Raw genomic sequence first — 20,878 nt, forward strand, 5'->3', positions numbered from 1 at the left:
ATAGAACCGGAACCTGTGAGTTCCGTAACCACCGCCGGGCGGGCGCGGCGCCGTGCGGTGCGGGTGGGGTCCTTGGGGTCAGCTCTTGAGCACGGCCCAGACGACCTTGCCCGAAGGGGGTAAGGGGTTCCAGCCCCAGCGCAGGCTCATCGACTCGACGATGTGCAGGCCCATGCCGCCGGGTTCGAGCGGCGAGGGGTCGCGCATCACGGGCGGCGCGGCGCCGGGATCGGCGAAGGCGCAGGTGACCAGCGAGTCCCTGCGGATCATCGACATGCGGATCGGCTCGAGGGCGCGGCGCGCGGCGTCGCGCGGGAGCAGCCGCAGGCCGTGCCGCAGCGCGTTGGTGGCCAGCTCGGAGACCACGAGCTCCAGGTCGCCGGCGAGGTCGCCCATGCCCCAGCCGGCCAGGCTGCCGGAGGCGTAGCTGCGCGCGGCGTGCACCGACTCCGCCCTCGGCGGCAGGACGAAGCTCGCGCTCGACGTCGCCGCTCCGGCGCAGGTGAGATCGCGGGCGGGACGGGGCCACCAGCCGATGGGAGGCCACCAATCGCCGGCCGACCACAGACCGTGCCCACGTGTCAGGTCCGTGGAGTGCACGGGATCATGATGAGGCAAACTCCCGTGCAGGTGCAAGGTCGAATGCACGTGCATAGGGACCATGCAGGCGCTACGGTTAGCCTTGGGAGTGAAACCGAAGGGGGCCCACACGCGCGATCTTTGACAGACTGTGAACCAGTCCACAACCGGAGGAAGCACGTGTCCATCGATCCGCCTGGTTCCGGCTCAACGGTTCGGCGCATTATGTTGGGCGCCAGCTTACGGCGGCTGCGCGAGGAGCGCGGGCTCACCCGTGAGATGGCGGGTTTCCACATCCGTGCCTCGGAATCCAAGATCAGCCGCATGGAGCTGGGGCGGGTGGGGTTCAAGACACGTGACGTCGAAGACCTGCTCACGCTGTACGGGGTCGACGACGACGCCGATCGCCGTGGTCTGCTGGAGATGGTCCGCGAGGCGAACACCCCCGGCTGGTGGCACAAATACAGTGACCTGCTCCCCACATGGTTCTCGACGTACGTCGGCCTCGAAGAGGCTTCCTCGGTGATCCGCACCTACGAGGTGCAGTTCGTTCCGGGTCTCCTCCAGACGGCCGCGTACGCCCGGACGGTGATCAGGCTCGGGTATCCGGACGTGCCGGAGGAGGAGATCGAGCGCCGCGTGCATCTGCGCATGCAACGGCAGGAACGTCTCACCCGTAAGGAAGGACCGAAACTCTGGGCCGTGATCGACGAGGCCGCCCTGCGGCGGCCCATCGGCGGCAAGGAGATCATGTACGAGCAACTGCAACACCTGATGGCGGTCGCGAGCCTGCCGACCATCACCTTGCAGGTGATGCCGTTCCAGTTCGGCATGCACGCGGCCGAAGGCGGAGCGTTCACCATCCTGCGTTTTCCCGAGTCCGACCTGTCGGACGTGGTCTACGTCGAGCAGCTGTGGGGTGCCCTTTACCTGGACAAACGTGAGGATATCGACCCATACCTCACCGCCATGGAACAGCTCTGCATCGAGAGCACAACTCCCGGGGGCACTGCCGAGATACTCGGCGACATACTCAGAGAGATCTAGATGAACCAGCCGTACAACGGAATGCCGGCCACGAGCCTCACCGGCGTGGCGTGGCGCAAGAGTGTTCACAGCAACTCGCAGGGCAACTGCGTCGAGCTGGCCAAGCTTCCCGACGGGGGTGTCGCCGTCCGGAACAGCAGGTACCCCGACGGCCCGGCCCTCATCTACACCCGTGACGAGATCCGGGCCCTGGTGCTCGGCGTCAAGGACGGCGAGTTCGACAATCTGGTCGCGTAACGCCCTGTTCACATAGATACGCACATCGCGAGTCCGGTTAACCGGAGAGCACGCCTCGCGTAACCGGGGGCCGTCGCCGTTCCTGCACACTGGATGTGTCCACTTCCTTGCAGAGGTTCCGTGGGAGCACCCGATGCTGGACCAGATGACGCTGTATCCGGTCGCCGACGACGTGCTGTTCGCACCGGGGGGCCGCGTCGTGATCCGTACGTACGGCGTCGCGTCCGCGGCCTCCACTGAGGACGGCTCTCCGCCCGTCTCCTACCGCACCTGGGTGACCGGCGTCAGGGAACAGCCCCGCTACTGGCGCTGGGGTCACTTCGAGGACGCGCGCAGCGGCCACCGCCAGGTGCTCGAATGGCTCACCGGACGAGGTCCACGGCCCACGGCCGCCATCGGCGGCTGACGGCCCCGCGTTCCCGGTCAGCCGGGGACGGGAGCGTTCCACAGGGTCACCGCCCGCTCCTCGCGCTCGAAGCCGAGGACCGACACCGTCCCGGTGTCCAGCTTGAAGTGCCGCCCCAGGCCGGGGGTCAGGCCCAGCCAGCGGGCCGTGAGCACGCGCAGGAAGTGCCCGTGCGACACCAGCGCCACCTTTCCCTCCACTCGCAGGACGCGGGCGATCACCGCGTCGGCCCGCGCGGCGACCTGCTCCAGGGTCTCGCCCGGGTGCGCGGCGTCCCCCGGGATCACCCCGTCGCGCCACAGGTACCAGCCCGGGCGCTCCTTCCTGACGTCCTGCGTGCTGACGCCCTCGTAGCCGCCGTAGTCCCACTCCCACAGCGCGGGCTCGATCTCAAGCGGCGCGGATCCGGCCAGCCCGGCCAGTTCCGCCGTGCGCCGGGCGCGGCTCGCCGGGCTCACCAGGACGAGCGCGAGGGCGCCGGCGTCCACCGCGGACGCGAGGGCGCGGGCCTGCCGCTCGCCCCTCGGCGTGAGCGGGATGTCCGTGCGCCCGGTGTGCCGGCCGTCCCGGCTCCACTCCGTCTCGCCGTGCCGCAGCAGTATCAGTTCGTCCATAGCGCTCCATCATGCCCGCGCGGGGCCGCGCCAGGCGTCCGTCCGGCCCGGGACCACGAGAGAATTCTGTACCGGGTTAAGGATTGAACTCGGTAAGCGTTTCGCGGTAGCGTCGCGGACATGACCGAGGGGCTGCGGGAGCGCAAGAAGCGGCGCACGAAGGAGGCGATCCGCGAGGCCGCCATGCGGCTGTTCATGGAGCGGGGCTTCGACGCCGTCACGGTGGCGGAGGTCGCCGCCACGGCCGAGGTCGCCAAGGTCACCCTCTTCAAGTACTTCCCGACCAAGGAGTCGCTGGTCCTGGAGTCCGCCGCCGACGACGACCCCACGCCGATCGTCGCCGCCCGCCCGCCCGGCGTCACTCCCGTCGGCGCGCTGCGCGCCCACTACCGGGCGTTCGCCGCCGACCCCGGCTCCCAGCCCACCCTGGGCTCGGAGGACGAGGTGATCCAGTGGATGCGGGTCATCATGGACAGCCCGGCCCTCCTGGCCGGCATGCACCGCCTGCTCGACGAGCAGCGCGACCGCCTGGCGCGCCTCCTCGCCGCCGAGGCCGGCGCCGGGCCGGGCGACCTGGCGCCGTCCCTGGTGGCCGCGCAGATCACCGGCACCATCCTCATGCTCAAGGCCGGCTTCTTCCGGTTCCTCGTGGAGGGCGGCTCCCTCGGGGACGCGGGCGCCTACCTCGCCGGCGCCGTCGAGCACGCCTTCGACCTGCTGGAGAACGGCGTCGGCCACCTCTATCCCCGGTGAGCGGGCCGCGCGCCCGCCACCGCACCAGCGAAGGGCTTCCCATGCGCGTGAAAGGCATCAACTACGACACCGGGTTCCTGCCCGGCGGGACGACCTCGCGCGAGAACTTCGACCCCGCCACCGTCCGGCGCGAGATGCGCGTCATCGCCGAGGACCTGCACTGCGGCGCGGTCCGCGTCTCGGGCGGACTGCCCGAACGCCTGGAGATCGCCGCCCGGCACGCCGCCGGGGCCGGGCTGGAGGTCTGGTTCTCGCCGTTCCCCTGCGAGATGGGCCCGGCCGAGATGCTGCCGTACTTCGCCGACTGCGCCCGGCGCGCCGAGAAGGTGCGCGCGGAGGGCGCCGAAGTGGTGCTCGTGCTCGGCTGTGAGCTCAGCCTGTTCGGCGCCGGCTGGATCCCCGGCCCGACGTACAAGGAGCGCATCGCCTACCTCTCCGGCATCGCGAGAAGGCCGTGGCGGCTGGCCCGCCTGGCGCGGGTGCCCCGCGGCGTGAACGCGTTCCTCGCCGAGGCCGCCGCCGTCGCCCGCGAGCACTTCGGCGGCCGGGTCACGTACGCCTCCGGCCCCTGGGAGCGGGTCGACTGGACGCCGTTCGACATCGTCTCGGTCGACAGCTACCGCGACCGGCGCACCGCCTCCACCTACGCGAAGACCCTGCGGCGGCACTTCCGGCACGGCAAGCCGGTCGTCGTCACCGAGTTCGGCACCTGCGCCTACGAGGGCGCCGCCGACCGCGGCGGCATGGCCTGGGCCGTCGTCGACCGCTCCCGGGAGCCGCACCGCCTCGCGGGCGACCTCCGGCGCGAGGAGTCCGAGCAGGTGACCTACCTGCGCGAACTGCTGCCCGTCTTCGAGGCCGAAGGGGTGGACGCCGCGTTCTGGTTCACCTTCGCCTCCTACGGTCACCCGCACCGCGAGGACCCCCGGTACGACCTGGACCTCGCCTCCTACGGCGTGGTCAAGGTCCTGGAGGACCGCATGGGCACGACCTATCCGGACATGGCCTGGGAACCCAAGGAGGTCTTCCACGCCATGGCCGACGCCTACCGCGCCTGAGCGGCGGGGTCGCGTCTCAGCGCGAGCCGCTGGGCGAGGATCGGCTTGGTCTTCCTCAGGGGCAGGCGCAGCACGAAAAGGGCGCCGCGCGGGGAGTCGTCGATCGTGAGCGTGCCGTGGTGCGCGGAGGCGATCGCGCGGCAGATGGCCAGGCCGAGACCGCTGCCGCCGGGGTCGCGGCGGCGGCCGTCGTCCAGGCGCACGAACGCCTCGAAGACGCGTTCCCTGTCCTCCGGCGCGATGCCGTCGCCGTCGTCCGCCACCGTCAGGACGGCCTGGTCGCCCGACCGGGAGGTGGTCACGTCGACCCGGCTCTCGGCGTGCCGCTGCGCGTTGACCAGCAGGTTGTCCACGACCCTGACCAGCGAGATCCGGCTGGCCATGACGGTGATCTCGTCCTGGAGGTGGGTGTACACGGGCGGGGTGTGCGGGCAGTTGGCCGCCTCGGTCCTCACCAGCGCGTTCAGGTCGATCGGCTCGGGGCCGGAGCGCTTGGTGGTGCGCATGCGGGCCAGCACCAGGATGTCGTCGATGATGGCCGTGAGCCGCTGGGTGGCCGCCAGCGCGCTCTGGAGGGTCTGCCGCGTGTCCACGTCCTCCGGGTACATCAGGGCCTCGTCCAGGTGCGCGTGCAGGGCCGCGACGGGGGAGCGCAGCTCGTGCGACACCAGGGAGGCGAACTGGCGCTGCTGCTCCACCGCCTGCTCCAGCCGGGCCAGCGTCTCGTTGGAGGTGCGGGCGAGCTGCGCGATCTCGTCATCCCCGGGCGGCTCGGGCACGCGCAGGCTCAGGTCGCTGACGCTGATCTCGGCCGTCCTGGCCCGGATCGCGGCCACAGGGCGCAGCGTGCGTCCCACCACCCACCAGGCCGCCCCGGCCGTCAGGCCCGTGGCCAGCAGGACGCAGACGGCGGTGAGGAGCTCCAGGCGATGCGCGGTGAGCAGGGGCGGCTCGGCCTTGCCCGCGAAGACGTAGTGCGGCTCGCCGGCCCACAGCACGCGCGACGACAGCGGAGGGACGCGGACGGCGGTGACGAGGAGGCATCCCTCGTCCCGCGCGCACACGATCTCGTTCTTGATACGGCTGGTCTCCGGAGGACGGAGGCGGCTCAGCGGCGGCAGGTCCTTCGCCGCCTCGGTGGCCGCCTTCACCCGGTCGTGGGAGTCGACGAGCTGGAGCAGTGTGACGCCGCTCTCGTGGGTCGTCCGCGGCACGGTGGCGGGATCGAGGGAGCCGGCCCAGTCGGTGGCGGCGTTCTGGGTGTCCCGGAAGATGCCGTCCTGCGTCTTCATCCGCACCGTGCCCGCCATCCCCGCCCCGAGCAGCCCGAAGAGGATCAGGGCCGCGATGGCCGCGATCAGCGTGAAGCGCCCTTGGATGGACTGGGGCCGTAGGCGGACTGCCACTGACTCAACTCCCTGGGAAGCCCTACTCCGGGGCTACTCTCCTTTTTCTTCGTCGTGATACATCCAGTTAAGTCTCCAACTTTGTTAAAATGAGACTCAAAATCTGATCAGCCGGGAAATTATGTGCATTCATTGCCTGTGCTTTGCGCCGGCTTGGTCATTTCGCGTGGCGCCGGGGCGCTGATGCCGGTTTCTGTGCCGAACGCGACCCGGCGTGTGGGGCCGCGGAGGCCACTTCCTTGCGAAAGTTGACGGGAGAGCACCTCGAGGCCGTCCGTCCACACGTCAGGAGCGCATTCCCATGAGCGAGACGATCGCCGGCATCGAAATCCCCGACTCCGCCCTCGCCGCCGAGGCCACCGAGCTCGTGAGGGACGCCGCGCCGCCCCTGCTGTACGACCACTCGCGCCGCGTCTACCTGTTCGGCCGCCTCCAGGGACGCAGGCTCGGGCTGACCGCCGACCCCGAACTGCTCTACGTCGGCGCCATGTTCCACGACCTGGGGCTCACCGAGACCTACCGGCGCACCGACCAGCGCTTCGAGCTGGACGGCGCCGACGAGGCGCGCCGCTTCCTGCGCGCGCACGGCGTCCCCGAGGAGAGCGCCCGCAAGGTCTGGGAGGGCATCGCCCTGCACACCACGCCCGAGATCCCCTACCGCCTGGAGCCGGAGGTGGCGCTGGTCACGGCCGGGGTGGAGACCGACGTCCTCGGCATCGGATACGACGCCCTGGACCCCGCCGACATCGAGGCGGTCACCGCCGCCCACCCGCGCCCCGACTTCAAGCGCCGGATCCTCGCCGCCTTCACCGACGGCTTCAAGGACCGCCCCGACACCACCTTCGGCACGGTCAACGCCGACGTCCTCGAACACTTCGTCCCCGGCTACCGCCACATCGACTTCGTCGAGGTCATCCGCGACTCGGCCTGGCCCGAGTAGCGCTCAGCGGCCGTCGAGGCCGGCGGGATCGTCGCCCGGCTTGGCGGGGAAGGGGCACTTCTTGCGGAACCAGACGGTCTTGGCGGCCCCGTCGTCGACCGGCTGGACGCCCCACTCGTCCGACAGCGCCTCCACGATGGCGAGCCCCCGGCCGTGCTCGCTGTCGTCCTCCGCGTCCAGGGCGTCGTCGATCACGGGAACCTTGCGCTCGGGGCGGCCCCGGCCGTGGTCGGTCACCTCCGCGCAGAACATGTCGTCGCTCACGCGGACCGTCAGCTTGATCGGTGGCAGACCGTACAGCACGGCGTTGCTCAGGACCTCGGAGGCCGCCAGCACGATGTCGTCCGCCAGGTCCCGCGAGCCGCCGAGGCGCCATTCCGTCAGCGTGCGCCGGAGCCTGCCACGGACGTCGGCGAGGATGGCGGGGTCCATGGGGATGTCCCAGCACACGGTCTGGGGACCGTCCGGTGTGCCGATCATGAGAGTCCTTGTCTGGTGCGGATGGCCTGTCGCTACGAGAGGCGGCCCGGGGAGCAGCCCTCCCCGCCCGCTGGGGTAGCCCGCGCCGTCTATGACCCGGAAACAGTACTCTGTCCAGGTTTATGCTGTTCGCCCGGGGGTGGGCTCCGACAGAAATCGATGGAGAAAAGCAATAGATCGCGAACTGTCAAGCGAGCGTAAACTCGATCTTGTTCTCGCGCTCCGACGCCGTGACCTCACGATTCGACGGCGCGCCCGATACTCCGTTCATCGGAGCCCCCGTCCGGGTCCTCGGCGTCGCGCATCAACAGCCGGAGAACACGCGCGATCGGTGCGTCCACCATCGCCGGCTCGACCCCCTTCTTGATCGCGAAGGCGTAATACCTCCGGCTCCAGACCCCATAAAAGATCACCCATCCGGGTTCGGCGGCGCCCAGCCGCGCCGCCTCCGCCCGAGCCTCCGGCTCCCAGCACCGCCGTCGCACCGGTTCGGGCGTACCCCTTCCTTCTTCGTGCCTGCCCCTCGGCAAGATTGCCTCCTCACTCGACACCGTGAACAAGGACGGGCACCCCGTCACGTGTGACCTCAGCATCTCTGCCCAGCGTGACCGCGAGTAACGGAAAGTAATGACAGTCCGCCGACAAATGGTTGTCCGGATCACGTCTTCGTTCCGGCCCGCTTTGTCGGTCGGCGTATGCGAGACTCCCGGAAAAGCGGATTCTCGGGATGACGGGGGGTTTGGTGGCCGAGAGCGCGCATTGGATCCGAACGCCGGCCCCGGTGCTTTCTTCGGCAGTGAATTGCGTCGCTGCCGGAAGAAGGCGGGGCTTTCGCAGCCGCAGCTTCGAATGGTTGGGGTGTTTTGAGCCCACCCGTGCTGCACCGTCGTGGCTGGGCGCCGCGATCCCACCCATAACTGCGCGCATAGGCGGGTGGCGGGCGTATGGCGGACGGCACGGGGTGCGTGTACGGCGAGGCCGCGTGGATTCCGCGCGCGAGGTTCGGTGGTCGGCGGCGTGATCGCCAGTGGCTTCTCGCGGTTTGACCCGTGTTCTCGTGGCTGTTTGTGAGGGGGCTTGGCGCCTGGGGGGTGTTCTTTGGGTGGTTGGGGTGTGTTGATCCCACCCGTGCGGCGCCGTCGTGGTTGGGCGCCGCGATCCCACCCATAACTGGGCGCACCAGCCGACGGCGGGCACAGGGTGAACTGCGCGAGGACCACGCAGGGCGAGACCGTGTGAAGTCGGCGCGGGATGTTCAGAGGTTGCCGGCGTGATCGCCAGTGGTTCCTCGCGTTTTGATCCCTGTTGGTTTTGGTCTTCGTGAGGGAGGGTTTGGCGGTTGAGACGGTGGGCCGCACACGGGCCGCCGTGCAGTCTGCCGCGCACCGTTGGCCGCACGGGGGTCTGTCCTGCACCGTTGGCCGCACGGGGTCTGTCGTGCGGTCCGCCACACACCACTGGTCCTACGCGGTTCGCCGTTTGCCCGGGTTCTTCTGGTACGCGCAGTTATGGGTGGGATCGCGGTGCTGGGCCACGACGGTGCCGCACGGGTGGGCTGAACACACCTCAGGGGGTCTGCCGTGCAGTCTGTTGCGCACTATTGGTCGTACGCGGTTCGCTGTTTGCTCCGGGTCTCTTGGTGCGTGCAGTTATGGGTGGGATCGCGGTGCTCGGCCACGACGGTGCCGCACGGGTGGGCTCAACACACCTCAACCATCCAGAGAACCGTGTATGGCCGAGGGTGCATGGCGGACTGCGTCCCGGTGCACCGCGCCCGGCTAATCCTGCGCGGCAGGACGGCGCCCGGCGGACAGCATCCGGTTACGGCGTACGGCTGCGGCGCATGGTGGACTGCGCACAACCAACGGCGCGCTGTGGGGTGCGGGGGACTGCGGGGTGCGCGAACTGCGGGTCGGGGGCGGTCGGGTGCGTCAGCCTCGTACTTGCGAGCGTGACTTTCAGCGGGCCCGGGACTCCGTCCGCAGTCGGGCAGTTGGCGCGCTCACTGCTCGCCCCACGCCGCCGGTACGCCGCCTCACTGCCCGGCCAGGGGGGAGCGCGGCGGTCACCTGGGTGGGGAGGGCCAGGACTTGATCAAGGGGGCGTCGGAGTCGAGGAGGAAGCCTTCGTGGACGGCGGTGTCGGTGGCCTTGGTGAAGGCCGCGCGGTAGGTGGCGTCGTCCGCGTACAAGGTCGCGAGGATCTCCTTCGAGAAGGGGACGGTGAGGCCGAAGAGGCGTTCCAGGAGGCCGTCGTCGGGGCTGATGCCGGTGAGGACGGCCGTGGGGGCGTCCATCCAGGGGGTGCGGATGCCGCCGAGGGTGTTGCCGTAGGCGTCGCGGACCAGAGCGGGCGGCGAACCCGAGACGGTGGCCAGGCGGGGCGCGTGCGGCGGGGGGATGTCGTCGCGGATCCACCGGTCGAGGTGGTACAGCGCGGCCTTGGCGACGTAGTGGTGCTGCGGCGCCGAGTTGACGAGATAGGGGAAGTCGAGGCCGCAGGCCCGGGTGCGGGGCGCCAGCGCGGCGGCCATGGCGGCGGCCCCGGCGGCGGGGCCGGCGGCGAATCCGGCGGCGAGATCAGGCGAAGATCCACTGGTGAGACCCCGGGATGAACCTGTGCGTCCTGAGGAAGATCCGCCGGTGGGCCCTCGGAATGCTCCGGCTGCGGGCTCCGCGAATGCTTCGGGAGCGGGCCCCGGTAATGCACCGGAAGGGTGCCCCGGGAATGCTCCCGAAGGGCGCCCCGGGAATGCTTCGGAAGCGGGTTCGGGGAGGGCTCTGGACGTGAACCCGGGAAAGGTTTCGGAGGTGTGGCCGGGGCCGTGGGGGCGACGGTCGGGGAGGGCTCCGGGGGCGAGGCCGGGGAGGGGGTCGTGGGTGCGGCCGGGGAAGGTTTCATGGGGGTGGTGCGGGAGGGCGCCGGAGGCGAGGCCGGGCAGGGCTCCGGAGGCGAGTACGGCGGAGGTGACCGCGCCGCTGGTGGCCGCGTCGATGTAAGTGTCGTTGTGCGCCGCGCCGGCGACCTCCCACAGGCGGAAGCGCTCGCCGTCCGGCTGTCGGGCGGCCATGTACCCCAGCGTGACCACGTCGGTCTCGGTCTGAAGGGCCAGGACGGGCACGCGGAGGTCGTCGCGGAACGGCACCGGCCGCCAGTCGGTCCTCTCCGGCCGGTCCGGTAAGGCGAGCGGCGCCGCCGCCCCGACCCGGCTGTGCGCGAGGAACCCGTCGAAGACCCGATCGAGCGGGTCGATCTTGTTGATGTACGTGGTGAGCCGGTAGGCGGCCTGCGATACCCCGGCCGCGATGAGCCGCGCGCCGGGGAACATGTCACGTGCCACCCGGCCCGCCTGGGAGAACATGTCGTACGACCAGTCGTCCCCGGGGTGCTCTAGCCGGCCGTACCGCTCCGGGTCCCACGCCATGAGCCCGCCGGGAGCCGGACCCTGGACGGGGCGGGGGCTGCCGGTCACCCCGGCGCACTGCGCCGAGACGCCCACCCAGGCCATGCCGCGCCGCACCAGCTCGGGGTAGGTGTAGCTCCACTCGACGCCCGCGTCCACGAAATCGGCGACGTGCAGCCACTCGACCAGCACCGTTCCGGCGAACCGCTCCCGCCGCGCGGGCGTGCGGACGAGGATTCTCGTGACGTACGGCGCCTGCGCGTGGACGGTCACGGCGCCGGTGCCGGTGTTCCGGTGGGTGGGGCCGGTGCTTCCGTGGGAGCGTGCCGTGGTCGTATCCCGGTAGGAGAAAGCGGTGCCTTTAAGGAGGAATTCTTCCTCCGTGTAGCCCAGGGCCGTCACGTCGATGCCACTAGCCTCGAACGCACGGCCGCGCCCGCTGTGGCTGGGAACGCGATACAGGGCGGGAACGCCCATGGAGCTGTGCCGTGCGTCGTGGATCATGATTTGTCAGCCTGCCCTTGACGGGATTGCTTGTCAAGGCAGAGCTGACAGATGAGACGGATAGTGGCATGGTTGGCGCGTGACGCGAAGTAAGCGCATCCGTCAGGTGACGCCGATCACCGAACTGGCGACCCGCTGCTCCTTCTGCGGAAGGCCTCACTCCGAGGCGGCGACGGTCATCGCCGGCCCGGGCGTCAACATCTGCGACACCTGCGTGTCTCTCTGCCACCAGGTCTGTGGGGAGTGTGAGGAGCCGAGGCCGGCCGGAGGGGAGCAGGAGCAGGTCGGAGGGGAGAGCGAGGAGCCGATCGGTGGGGAGCCGGACGGGGGAGTCGGGTGGGAACCGGCGCGGCGGGTCCGGCGGGTGCACCTTGGGCCGTATGCGGACGCGGACGAGTGGATCTCCGGGATGAGCGACGACGATCTGCTCGCCGTCCTGCCCCGGCAGGCCCGCACCGTCGAGCAGGCCGAACGCGACCTACGGGCATGGGTCCGCATCCTTCGCGACCGTGACGTCACATGGGCGAAGATCGGGGAAGCCCTCGGCATCTCCCGCCAAGCCGCCTGGGACCGCTTCGCCGCCGACATCGACGCCCCCTGATCACCCCCTCCCCCTGAACACCCCCTCCACTGCCGCCCGCCCGTCGCCTTTCTCGCGATCGCCCTCGCCGGCGGGCGGGGGGCGGTCAGTTGAAGGTGTCGGGGTCGGGGCCGGTGCGGGTGCCGTTGTCGAGGGTGCTGATGGCGGCGAGGTCTTCGGGGGTGAGGGAGAAGTCGAAGATGTCGATGTTCTCCTTGACGCGGGACGGCGTCACCGACTTGGGGATGACGATGTTGCCCAGGTGGATGTGCCAGCGCAGGACGACCTGGGCCGGGGTTCTGCCGTGCCGGGCGGCGATGGAGGTGATCACCGGGTCCTGGAGCAGCGCGCCGCCGCGGGCGATGGGGCTCCACGCCTCGGTCGCGATGCCGTGCTCGGCGTGCAGGGCGCGGAGTTCCTCCTGCTGGAGGTAGGGGTGCAGTTCGATCTGGTTCAGGACGGGGACCACGCCCGTGTGCTCCAGCAGGCGCCGCAGGTGGGCCGGCTGGAAGTTGGACACGCCGATCGCGCGGACCCGCTCGTCGGCGTACAGCTTCTCGAAGGCGCGCCAGGTGTCGAGGTAGAGGTCCCTGGCGGGAGCCGGCCAGTGGATCAGGTAGAGGTCGACGTAGTCGAGCCCGAGCCGGGCGAGGCTCTCGTCGAAACCGGTCAGCGCCGCGTCGTACCCCTGGGCGTCGTTCCAGAGCTTGGTCGTGACGAAGATCTCGTCACGGGGCACGTCCGACTCGGCCAGCGCCGCGCCGACGGCCGCCTCGTTGCCGTAGACGGCGGCGGTGTCGATGCTGCGGTAACCGCTTTCCAGCGCGGCGGTGACCGCGGTCGCCGTCTCCTGCTCGGGCACCTTGAAGACCCCGAACCCGAGCTGCGGAATCCGCACGTCGTTGTTCAGCCTGACCTCGGGGACGGATGACTCGAAAGACATGGTTATCGCCTGACCTCACTTGGTCTCGTCACTGCAGCTGTCCACCGCCTACCTTGCCGTATTCCGTCCGGAGGACGCATCCGCGTCGTCGCCGGACGGGTCGGTGGCGATGAGCAGAAGGGCGATGTCGTCGTCGCGGCTGACGGCCTGGGTGGCGTCGCGGACCAGGATGTCGGCGAGGGCGTCCACGTCCGGGTTGGGGGCGTGCACGAGCAAGGTGGCCAGGTCGTTGATGTTGTCGGTGATGTCGGTGCCGGGCTTCTCGACGAGGCCGTCGGTGAACAGGGCCAGCAGCGTGCCCGGCGGCATGGAGATCTCCGTGCTCTCGTAGGTGGTCGTGGGGTCGATGCCCATCAGCAGGCCGGCGGGGATGCCGGGCACCTCGGTGCGCCCGCAGGCGTGGCGCAGGACGGGGGGCAGGTGGCCCGCGCTGGCCAGGCGGGCACGGCCGCCCGCCAGGTCGAGGTGGGCGTAGAGACACGAGACGAACAGGTCGGACTCGAAGTCGGCGAGGACGCGGCTGGTGCGGGCGAGCACCTCCTCGGGGGGCGCGCCGGTGGTGGCGTGGGAGTGGACGGCGGTGCGGACCTGGCCCATCAGCGCGGCGGCGGTGACGCTGTGCCCTTCGACATCGCCGATGACCGCGACGGCGGTGGAGTCGTCGAGGCGGATGAGGTCGTAGAAGTCGCCTCCGACGTCCATGCCGTGGCTCGCGGGCAGGTACCGGGCCGCGGCGGTGAGGCCGGGGATGACCGGCATGATGTGCGGGAGGAGCGCCTGCTGGAGGCTGTGGGCCAGGGAGTGTTTGGCGTCGTACAGGCGGGCGCGGTCCAGTGCCTGGGCGATGAGGGCCGCCAGCGAGGTGAGGGTGGCGCGTTCGTCGGCGGTGAACGTGTGGGGGTGGCGGTAGGAGAGGACGCAGCAGCCGACCGGCTGGCCGGAGGTGATCAGCGGCAGGAACGCCCACGCCTGCTTGCCGCTGATCGCGGGCGCCTGCGGGTAGTCGCGGGCCATCTCCTCGGGGGCGCTGAAGAAGGCGGGGGTGCCGCTGGCGAGAACGTGGCCGACGGGGGTGAGGTCGGTCTCCAGGTGCAGGCCGTCCAGGAGCTCGATGCGCCGGGGATCGTAGTCGCGGTAGCCGATGATCTTCAGACGGCCGGCGTCCAGGGTGTTCAGGACCATGCCTTGGGCGCCGAAGGCGGGGAGCACCTGGTCGGTGATGAGGTCGACGACGTCCTGCACGCCGACGGTCTCGGTGAGCGCGGCCGCCAGGTGGATCAACTGGTACAGCCGCCCCACGCCGGCGATGCCGGACGCGGGAACGCTGCGCGAGGGCGCGGCGGGCGGCGTCTGCCCGGCGTGCGCGGGGGTGATGAGCGCGCTGATGCCGGAGGCGTCGGGGTGGAGCTGCACGGCGAGCCACTGGTCGGGCGGGCGCAGCACGGAGTAGGAGACCGGCTCGCGGGTGGCGACCGCGGTGCGGTAGTGGTCCTCGTAGATGGGGTCGTCGAGCCAGGGCAGCGACTGCCACGGCAGGGTGCCGAGGAGCTGGTCGGGGCTGCGGCCGAGGAGGTCGGCCGCGCGGGTGGTGACGAAGGTGATGTGGCCCTCCAGGTCGAGGGCCAGGGCGCCGGGCAGGCGCTCGGCGAAGTCGATGGCGGCGAGGCTCGGCTGCGCGGCCTGCGGGCGGTCCAGCGAGGCGATCCTGGGTTGCTCGGGGATGACGGGAAGCTGGGCGGCGTCGTCCAGCGCGCGGGTCAGACGCCGGGCGCTGGCGCCGATGGTGGTGCGCTCGCGCGGGGTGAGCTCGGGCGGATGCTCGTCGAGCCAGATCAGCAGCAGTGCCCCCCAGCGGCGCCGGCCGCCGGACAGGGGGACGGCGGCGACCGAGAGCTGGTGGGGGAAGGCGGCGGCCAGGCGGGGATACCGGCGGGCCAGGGCCTCCTGGTGGCCGATCCACACCAGATGGTTCTCGCGCACCGCGTCGGTGATCGGGGCGGGGGTGTCCAGCGGCAGGCGCCGCCAGGGGAGCGCGAACTCCAGGAGGGGACCGCACAGCGTGGCCAGGGCCAGCACCGGCTCCTGCCGGGTGAGCAGGTAGACGGCGCCGCCCGAGGCCCCGGTGCGGCGCACCGCCGCCCCCAGCTCCTCGTCCAGCAACACGCTGTGGGCGGTGTCGTCAGCCGGCCCGCTCATCGGCATCTCCGTCGGGGCCGGCGGCGCGGCGGGCATGGCGGGCGCGGGCGGCCTGCCCGCTGACCGCCCGATGGTGGGTGGGCGTGCGGCACGGGTGTCCCCGGCCGCGGCCGCCCCCCGGCTCGGCTTCGCACCACGAATATCGCAAATCGCCCACAAGAGGACAATATGGCCGCGCCGAGGTAACAGCCAGCACATCGGGGGGGCTTGCCGCAAAGGCCGGGCAACAAATGCGGAAGGCGTCGCCAAAATCGGCATCGTGCCGCCCGCGCGACGGTGGACGGGCGGGCGGAGCGGGGCCCGGGGCGGGGTCATGGGATCAAGGTCGGGATGACGCCGCCGTCGACGCGCAGGGCCCCGCCGGTCGTGGCGGAGGAGTGATCGGAGCTCAGGTACAGGACCAGGTTGGCGATCTCTTCGGGCCGGATGAGCCTGCGGATGAGGGAGGTCGGGCGCTCCTCGGTGATGAAACGGCGCTCGGCCTCGTCGAAGGGGACGTCCTCGCCGATCATGCTGGTGATGAACTGCTCGACGCCGGGGGTGAGAGTGGGCCCGGCGAGCACCGAGTTGACGGTGACGCCGGTGCCGGCGACGGCCTGGGCCATGCCGCGGGACACGGCGAGCTGGGCGGTCTTGGTCATGCCGTAGTGGACCATCTCGGTCGGGGGAAGCACGGCGGAGTCGCTGCTGATGAACACGACGCGCCCCCAGCCCTTGGCGGTCATGCGCGGGACGTAGTGGCGGGCGAGCCGGATGCCGCTGAGCACGTTGACCTCGAAGTACCGCCGCCACTCCCCGTCGCTGACCTCGAACACGGGGGTGGGCGCGAAGACGCCCGCGTTGTTGACGAGGATGTCGACCTCGGACTCGGCGGCGGTGATGACGTCCGCGCCCTGCGCCGTGGCGACGTCGGCGGCGATGGCGTGGACGTGGTGGTTGCCGGTGAGCTCGGTGATGTGGGCGGCGGTCTCGCGCGCGCGGGTCTCGTCGCGCCCGTTGACGATCACCCGGGCGCCGGCGCGGGCGAGTGCGGTGGCGATGGCGGTGCCGATGCCCGCGCTGGAGCCGGTGACCAGCGCCGTGCGGCCTTTGAGATCGATCTGCATGCCATGACTCCCGACGGTTGCGCGTGCCTGCATCGACCGCCGACAATAATTGCGCACGCCGGTAATTGCAAGCGCGGTATAGCGGCGCTTGTCCGGTAGGATGCGGGATGTCATGTCTCGATCTGGAGGCCGTCATGTCGCTCCCCGATGAGGTCCCCGCGGCCCGCGGCGCCGAGGATGCCGCGGAGACCCGCGCGCAGGGCTGGCGCAGGCTCGCGGCGCTCCACTCCCGCATCGAGGACGCCCTGGAGAAGGCTTTGCAGCGCGAGCACGACCTGTCGGTGATCGAGTACGCCGTCCTGGACGTGCTCTCCCGCCAGGACGAGCACCACCTGCGCATGCAGCAGCTCGCGGGCGCGATCGTGCTGAGCCAGAGCGCGACCACGAGGCTGGTCACCCGTCTGGAGAACCGCGGCCTGCTCGGCCGCTACCTGTGCCCGACCGACCGCCGTGGCATCTACACCGAGGTCACCGAGGCGGGCCGCGCGCTCCTCGCCGTCGCGCGCCCCACGCATGACACGGTGCTCGCCGCGAGCCTGAACGCGGCCGCCGGCGTCCCCGAACTGGCGTCCCTGGCCCGCGCCCTCGAAGGCGAGCGGGCCTGAGGAGGGCCCTGGCGGACGCCGGCGGGCCCCGCGGGCGGGTCAGCGGGTCGCGGGCTCCTGGGCGGAGCGCCGCGTCCGGGCCTGCATGGCGTGCTCCACCAGCGTGACCAGCACGTTCTTGCTGGACTCCCGCCGCCGGGCGTCGCAGAGCACGACCGGGGTGTCCGGCCCGAGGTCGACGGCCATGCGGATCTCCTCGAGGTCGTAGCGCCTGGCGCCCTCGAAGCAGTTGACCGCGACGATGAACGGCGTGCCGCGGCGCTCGAAGTAGTCCACCGAGGGGAAGCAGTCGGCCAGCCGCCGGGTGTCGGCGATCACGACCGCGCCCATCGCGCCGAGGGCCAGCTCGTCCCACACGAACCAGAACCGCTCCTGCCCGGGCGTGCCGAACAGGTACAGCACGTGGTCGTCGCCGATCGAGATGCGGCCGAAGTCCATCGCGACCGTCGTGGTCTTCTTGTCCTCGACGCCGGCCAGGTCGTCGACGCCGACGCCCCGGTCGGTGAGCATCTCCTCGGTGCGCAGCGGCCTGGTCTCCGACACCGAACCGACCATGGTGGTCTTCCCGACCCCGAACCCGCCCGCGATGAGGATCTTGATCGCGGTGGGCAGCTTCGCCCGGCCGACGTCGCGGCTAGAGCGTCCGTAGTCCATTGAGCACCGCCTTGTAGGTTTCCAGGTCCAGAACGTCGGTCTCCCGCGCGGGCTCCTGGATGGCCACGAAGCCCCTGTCGACGAGGTCGCCGAGAAGGACGCGCACGGTGCCGGCCGGGAGGTCGAGGTGAGCGGCGATCTCGGCGACCGACAACGGCCTGTCGCAGAGCTTGACGATGGTGTGGTGCTCGGGGCCGAGCCCGGGCTCGGCCGTGATCACCGGGTTGATGGTCACCACGAGGGTGATCAGGTCGATCTTGCCCCGGCTGGGCTCCGTGCGGCCGCGTGTCATCACGTACGGGCGGACGATGCGTCCGGCCTCGTCGTCGAGCCACTGCTCGTCCGCGGGGTCGTCGGAGAGGCTCGTCATAAGGCGTCCTCGCTCCTTGGGGGATTCCTCGGGGAAAGGGTCTCCGATCGTGCGGGTGAGGTCAGGTACTGGCCGACGCGCGCCACCAGCATGGCCATCTCGTAGGCGACCAGGCCCACGTCGGCGTCCCGCGCGGCCAGCACCGCGAGGCAGGCGCCCTCACCCGCCACGGTGACCACCAGATACGCCGACCTCATGGCGATGATGGTCTGGCGCACGGCCCCGCCCTGGAAGCGTTCGCTGGCTCCCTGGGCGAGGCTCTGGACGCCCGCGGCGACGGCGGACAGATGCTCGGCGTCGGCCTGGCCGAGCCCTCGCGACGCCGCGAGGAGCAGCCCGTCGGTGGACAGGACGATCCCGTGCTCGGCCTCCCTCACCCGATGGACCAGGTCGTCGAGCAACCAGGTCAGATCGGCGGGGGAACTCACCCGTTGCATCACTCGCCGTCCTCTGCTACCGGATCACGCTGTTCTCTTCCTGGCAGTCCCGCCGCCTCCGAGCGCCCGCGCTCGGTGCCGCTCTGGAACGAGCCCATCAGCCGGCGGATCTCCTCCGGCGAGAAGTGGTCCTCCTCCTGCTGGCCGGCGGAGGGCGCGGCCGGCTCCTGGCGCAGCCCCGGCGCGAGGTGCGCCTGGGCGACGCGGCGGGGCAGGCCCGAGGGGGTGAAGGTGGGGGCGGCGTCCTCGTCGGCGGCGGCGCGCGGCTCGGCGTGGCGCGGGCCGGGGGCGCCGTTCGCGGAGGGGCCGTCGTGCGAGGCCGTCCTGCCGCCACGGCCGTTGCGGACCGGCAGGGCCGGGCCGGGGACGTACGGCGCGAGGCCGGGGGCCTCGGCGGGGGACAGGCCGGAGAGGTCGCGGGGGGCCGGGGGGAACGGCCGGGAGAGATCCTCGCGGGGGTCGTGCGACGCCTGGGGCGGCACGCCGGCGGGCGGTGCGGGCACGGCGCCGTCGATCACGGGGCCGGTCAGGGGATCGATGCCGGAATCGGTCGTGGGGTCGGTCATGGGCTCCATGCCGGGGTCGAGGTCGGTGTCGCCGTCGACGAGCTCGCGCGGGATCAGCACCACCACCGTCGTGCCGCCGTACGGGGACGCCTTCAGCGTGACCTTGATGTTGTGGCGGGAGGCCAGGCGGCTGACGACGAACAGGCCGAGGCGCGGGGTGCCGGTCAGCTTGAACTCCGGCGGGTCGGCGATCCGCTGGTTGGCGTCCGCCAGGTCCTCCGGGTTCATGCCGAGACCGCGGTCCTCGATCTCGACGACGTAGCCCTTGGCGACCTCCTGGCCGCTGACCTGTACCGACGCGTACGGGGGGGAGAAGGAGACGGCGTTCTCGATGAGCTCGGCGAGCAGGTGGATGACGTCGCCGATCGCGCGGCCCGCCAGCTCGGCCTCCCCCATGGGCATGAGCGTGACCTGGGTGTAGTCCTCGACCTCGGCCAGCGCGCCGCGCACGACGTCCACCATCGGCACCGACCGGCGCCAGGCGCGGCCGGGGGAGGCGCCGGACAGGACGATGAGGTTCTCGGCGTTGCGCCGCATGCGGGTGGCCAGGTGGTCGACGCGGAACAGGTCGGCCAGTTCCTCCGGCTCGGTCTCGCGCCGCTCCATGGCGTCCAGGATGGTGAGCTGCCGGTGGACCAGCGACTGGGTGCGCCGGGCCAGGCTGAGCAGGATGCCGCGGTAGCTGCGCCGCAGCTCGGCCTGCTGGACCGCGACGCGGATGGCCGTCTCCTGCACGCTGTTGAACGCCTGGCTCACCTGCCCGATCGCGTCGTTGCCGACCGCGAGCGGCGGGGCCTCCGCCGTCACGTCCACCTCGTCGCCGCGGCCCAGCCGCTCGACCAGGCCGGGCAGCCTGCGCCCGGCCAGCTCCAGGGCGGCGGTGCGCAGCTCTTCCAGCCGGCGCACCAGGGTGCGGGCGGTGGTGATGGCGAGGACGATCGAGGCGATGACCGCGATGAGGCCGAGCCCGCCCGCCAGCGCCAGACGGATCATGACGGCCGTGGCCAGCGGGGTGGCGCGTTCGACCAGGGCGTCGCCGCCGTCCACGATGAGCCGGTCCAGCTCGGCGATCACGGTGTCGGCCGTGGGCCGCCACGTCCCGACCGGGACGAAGGACCGGCTCCCGTCCAGGGGGGCGCGGGCGAGCTGGTCCTCCAGGGAGCGGAAGCGCTTGAAGTTGTCGCTGGCCGTCAGCCGTTCGTAGGCGGCGAGGGAGTCGGCGGGCAGCGCGGAGGACGCGTTCTCCAGGGAGTAGCGCTGGGCGCCCACCAACTGGGTGAACTTGATCCGGTCGTTGGCGCCGAGGCCGCCGGAGATCAGAGCGCCCACGACGAACGCGTGCTCCTGCGAGATGAGCTCGTTCGCGCGCGCCATCTGGAGCAGGGTGCGGATGTCCCTGGCGAAGTCCTGGTCGTCCATGCCGGACAGCGCGTCGTGGATGTTGTGGATGGACTCGATCACCTGGGTGAAGGTGTCGCCGGTGGCATAACGGTCGGCCTGGCCGGCGTCGACCTTCTTGCGCAGAGAGACGAGGCGTTGCACCGACCGGTCGGCCGTCTCGATGCGCTGGATCAGCACCGCGCTCGCGGCCCGCCGCACGCTGTCGTTCGTGATCAGCCGGTGGAAGTCGGCGCTCGCCGCGAGGCTCTTGGCGCGCTGGTCGGCCAGGGCGTTCCTGCGCTGGTCGGGGGACGAGGGCTCGGCCATGACCGCCGAGGTCAGCAGGCGTTCGCGCTGCAGCTCGGTGATCAGGCTTTCGGCGGGCTGCGACACGTTGGTGTCCAGCGTGGAGACCCACAGGAGGTTGAGACCTTCGCGCAGGGTCACCCAGGCCGCGAAGGCCCAGAGCGCCACAAGCGATAATAGGAGCGCCGTGACCTTGGTCCGGACCCGCGGATTCTGGAAGCGCATAACTCCATCCCTGGCCAGCGTCAGGAAGCCCTCGGTGCGGTTCACGGCGAATGATATCGGCATATGAACGGCTCGCTCGCGCT

Annotated in this window: 21 protein-coding genes; 8 read left to right on the forward strand and 13 right to left on the reverse strand. The window is 71.0% G+C overall.

From position 1 onward, the window contains the following. Window positions 1-78: 78 nt before the first annotated feature. Window positions 79-600, reverse strand: coding sequence for an ATP-binding protein (locus BJ981_RS23560; protein WP_239138991.1), 522 nt, complete (start codon window positions 598-600; stop codon window positions 79-81). A 159-nt stretch (window positions 601-759) separates the two neighbouring features. Here BJ981_RS23560 and BJ981_RS23565 point away from each other — a divergent pair, with 159 nt between their 5' ends. The 3 genes from BJ981_RS23565 to BJ981_RS23575 all read left to right on the forward strand — a co-directional run bounded on the left by BJ981_RS23565 (window position 760) and on the right by BJ981_RS23575 (window position 2,269). Beyond that, window positions 760-1,626 (forward strand): Sco1979 family transcriptional regulator, encoded by an 867-nt coding sequence (locus tag BJ981_RS23565; RefSeq protein WP_184613822.1) that lies wholly within the window; start codon window positions 760-762, stop codon window positions 1,624-1,626. Beyond that, window positions 1,627-1,863 carry a DUF397 domain-containing protein gene (locus BJ981_RS23570; protein WP_184613824.1) on the forward strand — a complete coding sequence of 79 codons (237 nt, stop codon included), beginning with the start codon at window positions 1,627-1,629 and terminating at the stop codon, window positions 1,861-1,863. Between the two features lie 133 nt (window positions 1,864-1,996). Beyond that, window positions 1,997-2,269, forward strand: a complete 273-nt coding sequence (locus BJ981_RS23575) for a hypothetical protein (protein WP_184613826.1) — start codon at window positions 1,997-1,999, stop codon at window positions 2,267-2,269. A 17-nt stretch (window positions 2,270-2,286) separates the two neighbouring features. On the opposite strand, the gene BJ981_RS23580 is transcribed toward BJ981_RS23575, so the two are convergent. Further along, complete coding sequence (locus BJ981_RS23580; protein ID WP_184613828.1) at window positions 2,287-2,883, reverse strand: histidine phosphatase family protein; 597 nt, start codon at window positions 2,881-2,883, stop codon at window positions 2,287-2,289. 120 nt (window positions 2,884-3,003) lie between these two features. Here BJ981_RS23580 and BJ981_RS23585 point away from each other — a divergent pair, with 120 nt between their 5' ends. Continuing rightward, on the forward strand, window positions 3,004-3,636 hold the full coding sequence (locus BJ981_RS23585; protein ID WP_184613830.1) for a TetR family transcriptional regulator: 633 nt from the start codon (window positions 3,004-3,006) through the stop codon (window positions 3,634-3,636). 41 nt (window positions 3,637-3,677) lie between these two features. Then, entirely contained in the window at window positions 3,678-4,694 is a 1,017-nt protein-coding gene (locus tag BJ981_RS23590) for a glycoside hydrolase family 113 protein (protein ID WP_184613832.1), read from the forward strand. Here the strand turns inward: BJ981_RS23590 and BJ981_RS23595 are convergent. Next, window positions 4,682-6,100 carry a sensor histidine kinase gene (locus BJ981_RS23595; protein WP_184613835.1) on the reverse strand — a complete coding sequence of 473 codons (1,419 nt, stop codon included), beginning with the start codon at window positions 6,098-6,100 and terminating at the stop codon, window positions 4,682-4,684. The genes BJ981_RS23590 and BJ981_RS23595 overlap by 13 nt on opposite strands. 301 nt (window positions 6,101-6,401) lie before the next feature. Here BJ981_RS23595 and BJ981_RS23600 point away from each other — a divergent pair, with 301 nt between their 5' ends. After that, window positions 6,402-7,040: an HD domain-containing protein gene (locus BJ981_RS23600; protein WP_184613837.1), complete on the forward strand. Its 639-nt coding sequence runs from the start codon at window positions 6,402-6,404 to the stop codon at window positions 7,038-7,040. Window positions 7,041-7,043: 3 nt separating this feature from the next. Here BJ981_RS23600 and BJ981_RS23605 read toward each other — a convergent pair whose 3' ends face one another. The 3 genes from BJ981_RS23605 to BJ981_RS23615 all read right to left on the reverse strand — a co-directional run bounded on the left by BJ981_RS23605 (window position 7,044) and on the right by BJ981_RS23615 (window position 11,427). After that, window positions 7,044-7,520 carry an ATP-binding protein gene (locus BJ981_RS23605; protein WP_184613839.1) on the reverse strand — a complete coding sequence of 159 codons (477 nt, stop codon included), beginning with the start codon at window positions 7,518-7,520 and terminating at the stop codon, window positions 7,044-7,046. Between the two features lie 236 nt (window positions 7,521-7,756). Next, window positions 7,757-8,080, reverse strand: coding sequence for a hypothetical protein (locus BJ981_RS23610; RefSeq protein ID WP_184613841.1), 324 nt, complete (start codon window positions 8,078-8,080; stop codon window positions 7,757-7,759). A gap of 1,505 nt (window positions 8,081-9,585) precedes the next feature. After that, window positions 9,586-11,427, reverse strand: a complete 1,842-nt coding sequence (locus tag BJ981_RS23615) for an alpha/beta hydrolase domain-containing protein (protein ID WP_184613842.1) — start codon at window positions 11,425-11,427, stop codon at window positions 9,586-9,588. Between the two features lie 79 nt (window positions 11,428-11,506). Here BJ981_RS23615 and BJ981_RS37555 point away from each other — a divergent pair, with 79 nt between their 5' ends. Then, the gene (locus tag BJ981_RS37555; protein WP_204069998.1) at window positions 11,507-12,028 is read left to right on the forward strand and encodes a ClpX C4-type zinc finger protein; all 522 of its coding nucleotides are present in this window, start codon (window positions 11,507-11,509) and stop codon (window positions 12,026-12,028) included. An 85-nt stretch (window positions 12,029-12,113) separates the two neighbouring features. On the opposite strand, the gene BJ981_RS23625 is transcribed toward BJ981_RS37555, so the two are convergent. The 3 genes from BJ981_RS23625 to BJ981_RS23635 all read right to left on the reverse strand — a co-directional run bounded on the left by BJ981_RS23625 (window position 12,114) and on the right by BJ981_RS23635 (window position 16,252). Further along, window positions 12,114-12,950 carry an aldo/keto reductase gene (locus BJ981_RS23625; RefSeq protein WP_184613845.1) on the reverse strand — a complete coding sequence of 279 codons (837 nt, stop codon included), beginning with the start codon at window positions 12,948-12,950 and terminating at the stop codon, window positions 12,114-12,116. A gap of 48 nt (window positions 12,951-12,998) precedes the next feature. After that, window positions 12,999-15,146 carry a SpoIIE family protein phosphatase gene (locus tag BJ981_RS23630; protein ID WP_184613847.1) on the reverse strand — a complete coding sequence of 716 codons (2,148 nt, stop codon included), beginning with the start codon at window positions 15,144-15,146 and terminating at the stop codon, window positions 12,999-13,001. Between the two features lie 311 nt (window positions 15,147-15,457). Further along, a complete protein-coding gene (locus tag BJ981_RS23635; protein WP_184613849.1) occupies window positions 15,458-16,252 on the reverse strand; it encodes an SDR family NAD(P)-dependent oxidoreductase in 795 nt (264 codons plus the stop codon). Window positions 16,253-16,386: 134 nt separating this feature from the next. Between BJ981_RS23635 and BJ981_RS23640 the strand changes: the two genes are divergently transcribed. Then, window positions 16,387-16,857 (forward strand): MarR family winged helix-turn-helix transcriptional regulator, encoded by a 471-nt coding sequence (locus BJ981_RS23640; RefSeq protein WP_184616350.1) that lies wholly within the window; start codon window positions 16,387-16,389, stop codon window positions 16,855-16,857. A 39-nt stretch (window positions 16,858-16,896) separates the two neighbouring features. Here BJ981_RS23640 and BJ981_RS23645 read toward each other — a convergent pair whose 3' ends face one another. The 4 genes from BJ981_RS23645 to BJ981_RS23660 are packed head-to-tail and all read right to left on the reverse strand — an operon-like array spanning window position 16,897 to window position 20,840. Continuing rightward, on the reverse strand, window positions 16,897-17,511 hold the full coding sequence (locus tag BJ981_RS23645; RefSeq protein WP_184613851.1) for a GTP-binding protein: 615 nt from the start codon (window positions 17,509-17,511) through the stop codon (window positions 16,897-16,899). Further along, window positions 17,492-17,881: a DUF742 domain-containing protein gene (locus BJ981_RS23650; RefSeq protein ID WP_184613853.1), complete on the reverse strand. Its 390-nt coding sequence runs from the start codon at window positions 17,879-17,881 to the stop codon at window positions 17,492-17,494. Before BJ981_RS23650 ends, BJ981_RS23645 begins: the two co-directional genes overlap by 20 nt. Beyond that, window positions 17,878-18,318: a roadblock/LC7 domain-containing protein gene (locus tag BJ981_RS23655; protein WP_204069997.1), complete on the reverse strand. Its 441-nt coding sequence runs from the start codon at window positions 18,316-18,318 to the stop codon at window positions 17,878-17,880. The genes BJ981_RS23650 and BJ981_RS23655 overlap by 4 nt, the downstream gene beginning before the upstream one ends. Beyond that, complete coding sequence (locus BJ981_RS23660) at window positions 18,318-20,840, reverse strand: nitrate- and nitrite sensing domain-containing protein (protein ID WP_239138989.1); 2,523 nt, start codon at window positions 20,838-20,840, stop codon at window positions 18,318-18,320. Before BJ981_RS23660 ends, BJ981_RS23655 begins: the two co-directional genes overlap by 1 nt. Window positions 20,841-20,878: the final 38 nt, after the last annotated feature.

Source organism: Sphaerisporangium krabiense (assembly GCF_014200435.1).
In the GTDB taxonomy this organism is placed as follows: Bacteria; Actinomycetota; Actinomycetes; order Streptosporangiales; family Streptosporangiaceae; genus Sphaerisporangium; species Sphaerisporangium krabiense.

Bases quoted from the DNA above. Each gene is read 5' to 3' on its own strand.
- BJ981_RS23570 (WP_184613824.1), top strand. From the start codon at position 1,627: ATGAACCAGCCGTACAACGGAATGCCGGCCACGAGCCTCACCGGCGTG.
- BJ981_RS23575 (WP_184613826.1), top strand. From the start codon at position 1,997: ATGCTGGACCAGATGACGCTGTATCCGGTCGCCGACGACGTGCTGTTC.
- BJ981_RS23580 (WP_184613828.1), bottom strand. From the start codon at position 2,883: ATGGACGAACTGATACTGCTGCGGCACGGCGAGACGGAGTGGAGCCGG.
- BJ981_RS23585 (WP_184613830.1), top strand. From the start codon at position 3,004: ATGACCGAGGGGCTGCGGGAGCGCAAGAAGCGGCGCACGAAGGAGGCG.
- BJ981_RS23590 (WP_184613832.1), top strand. From the start codon at position 3,678: ATGCGCGTGAAAGGCATCAACTACGACACCGGGTTCCTGCCCGGCGGG.
- BJ981_RS23600 (WP_184613837.1), top strand. From the start codon at position 6,402: ATGAGCGAGACGATCGCCGGCATCGAAATCCCCGACTCCGCCCTCGCC.
- BJ981_RS23605 (WP_184613839.1), bottom strand. From the start codon at position 7,520: ATGATCGGCACACCGGACGGTCCCCAGACCGTGTGCTGGGACATCCCC.
- BJ981_RS23615 (WP_184613842.1), bottom strand. From the start codon at position 11,427: ATGATCCACGACGCACGGCACAGCTCCATGGGCGTTCCCGCCCTGTAT.
- BJ981_RS23625 (WP_184613845.1), bottom strand. From the start codon at position 12,950: ATGTCTTTCGAGTCATCCGTCCCCGAGGTCAGGCTGAACAACGACGTG.
- BJ981_RS23630 (WP_184613847.1), bottom strand. From the start codon at position 15,146: ATGAGCGGGCCGGCTGACGACACCGCCCACAGCGTGTTGCTGGACGAG.
- BJ981_RS23635 (WP_184613849.1), bottom strand. From the start codon at position 16,252: ATGCAGATCGATCTCAAAGGCCGCACGGCGCTGGTCACCGGCTCCAGC.
- BJ981_RS23640 (WP_184616350.1), top strand. From the start codon at position 16,387: ATGTCGCTCCCCGATGAGGTCCCCGCGGCCCGCGGCGCCGAGGATGCC.
- BJ981_RS23645 (WP_184613851.1), bottom strand. From the start codon at position 17,511: ATGGACTACGGACGCTCTAGCCGCGACGTCGGCCGGGCGAAGCTGCCC.
- BJ981_RS23650 (WP_184613853.1), bottom strand. From the start codon at position 17,881: ATGACGAGCCTCTCCGACGACCCCGCGGACGAGCAGTGGCTCGACGAC.
- BJ981_RS23655 (WP_204069997.1), bottom strand. From the start codon at position 18,318: ATGCAACGGGTGAGTTCCCCCGCCGATCTGACCTGGTTGCTCGACGAC.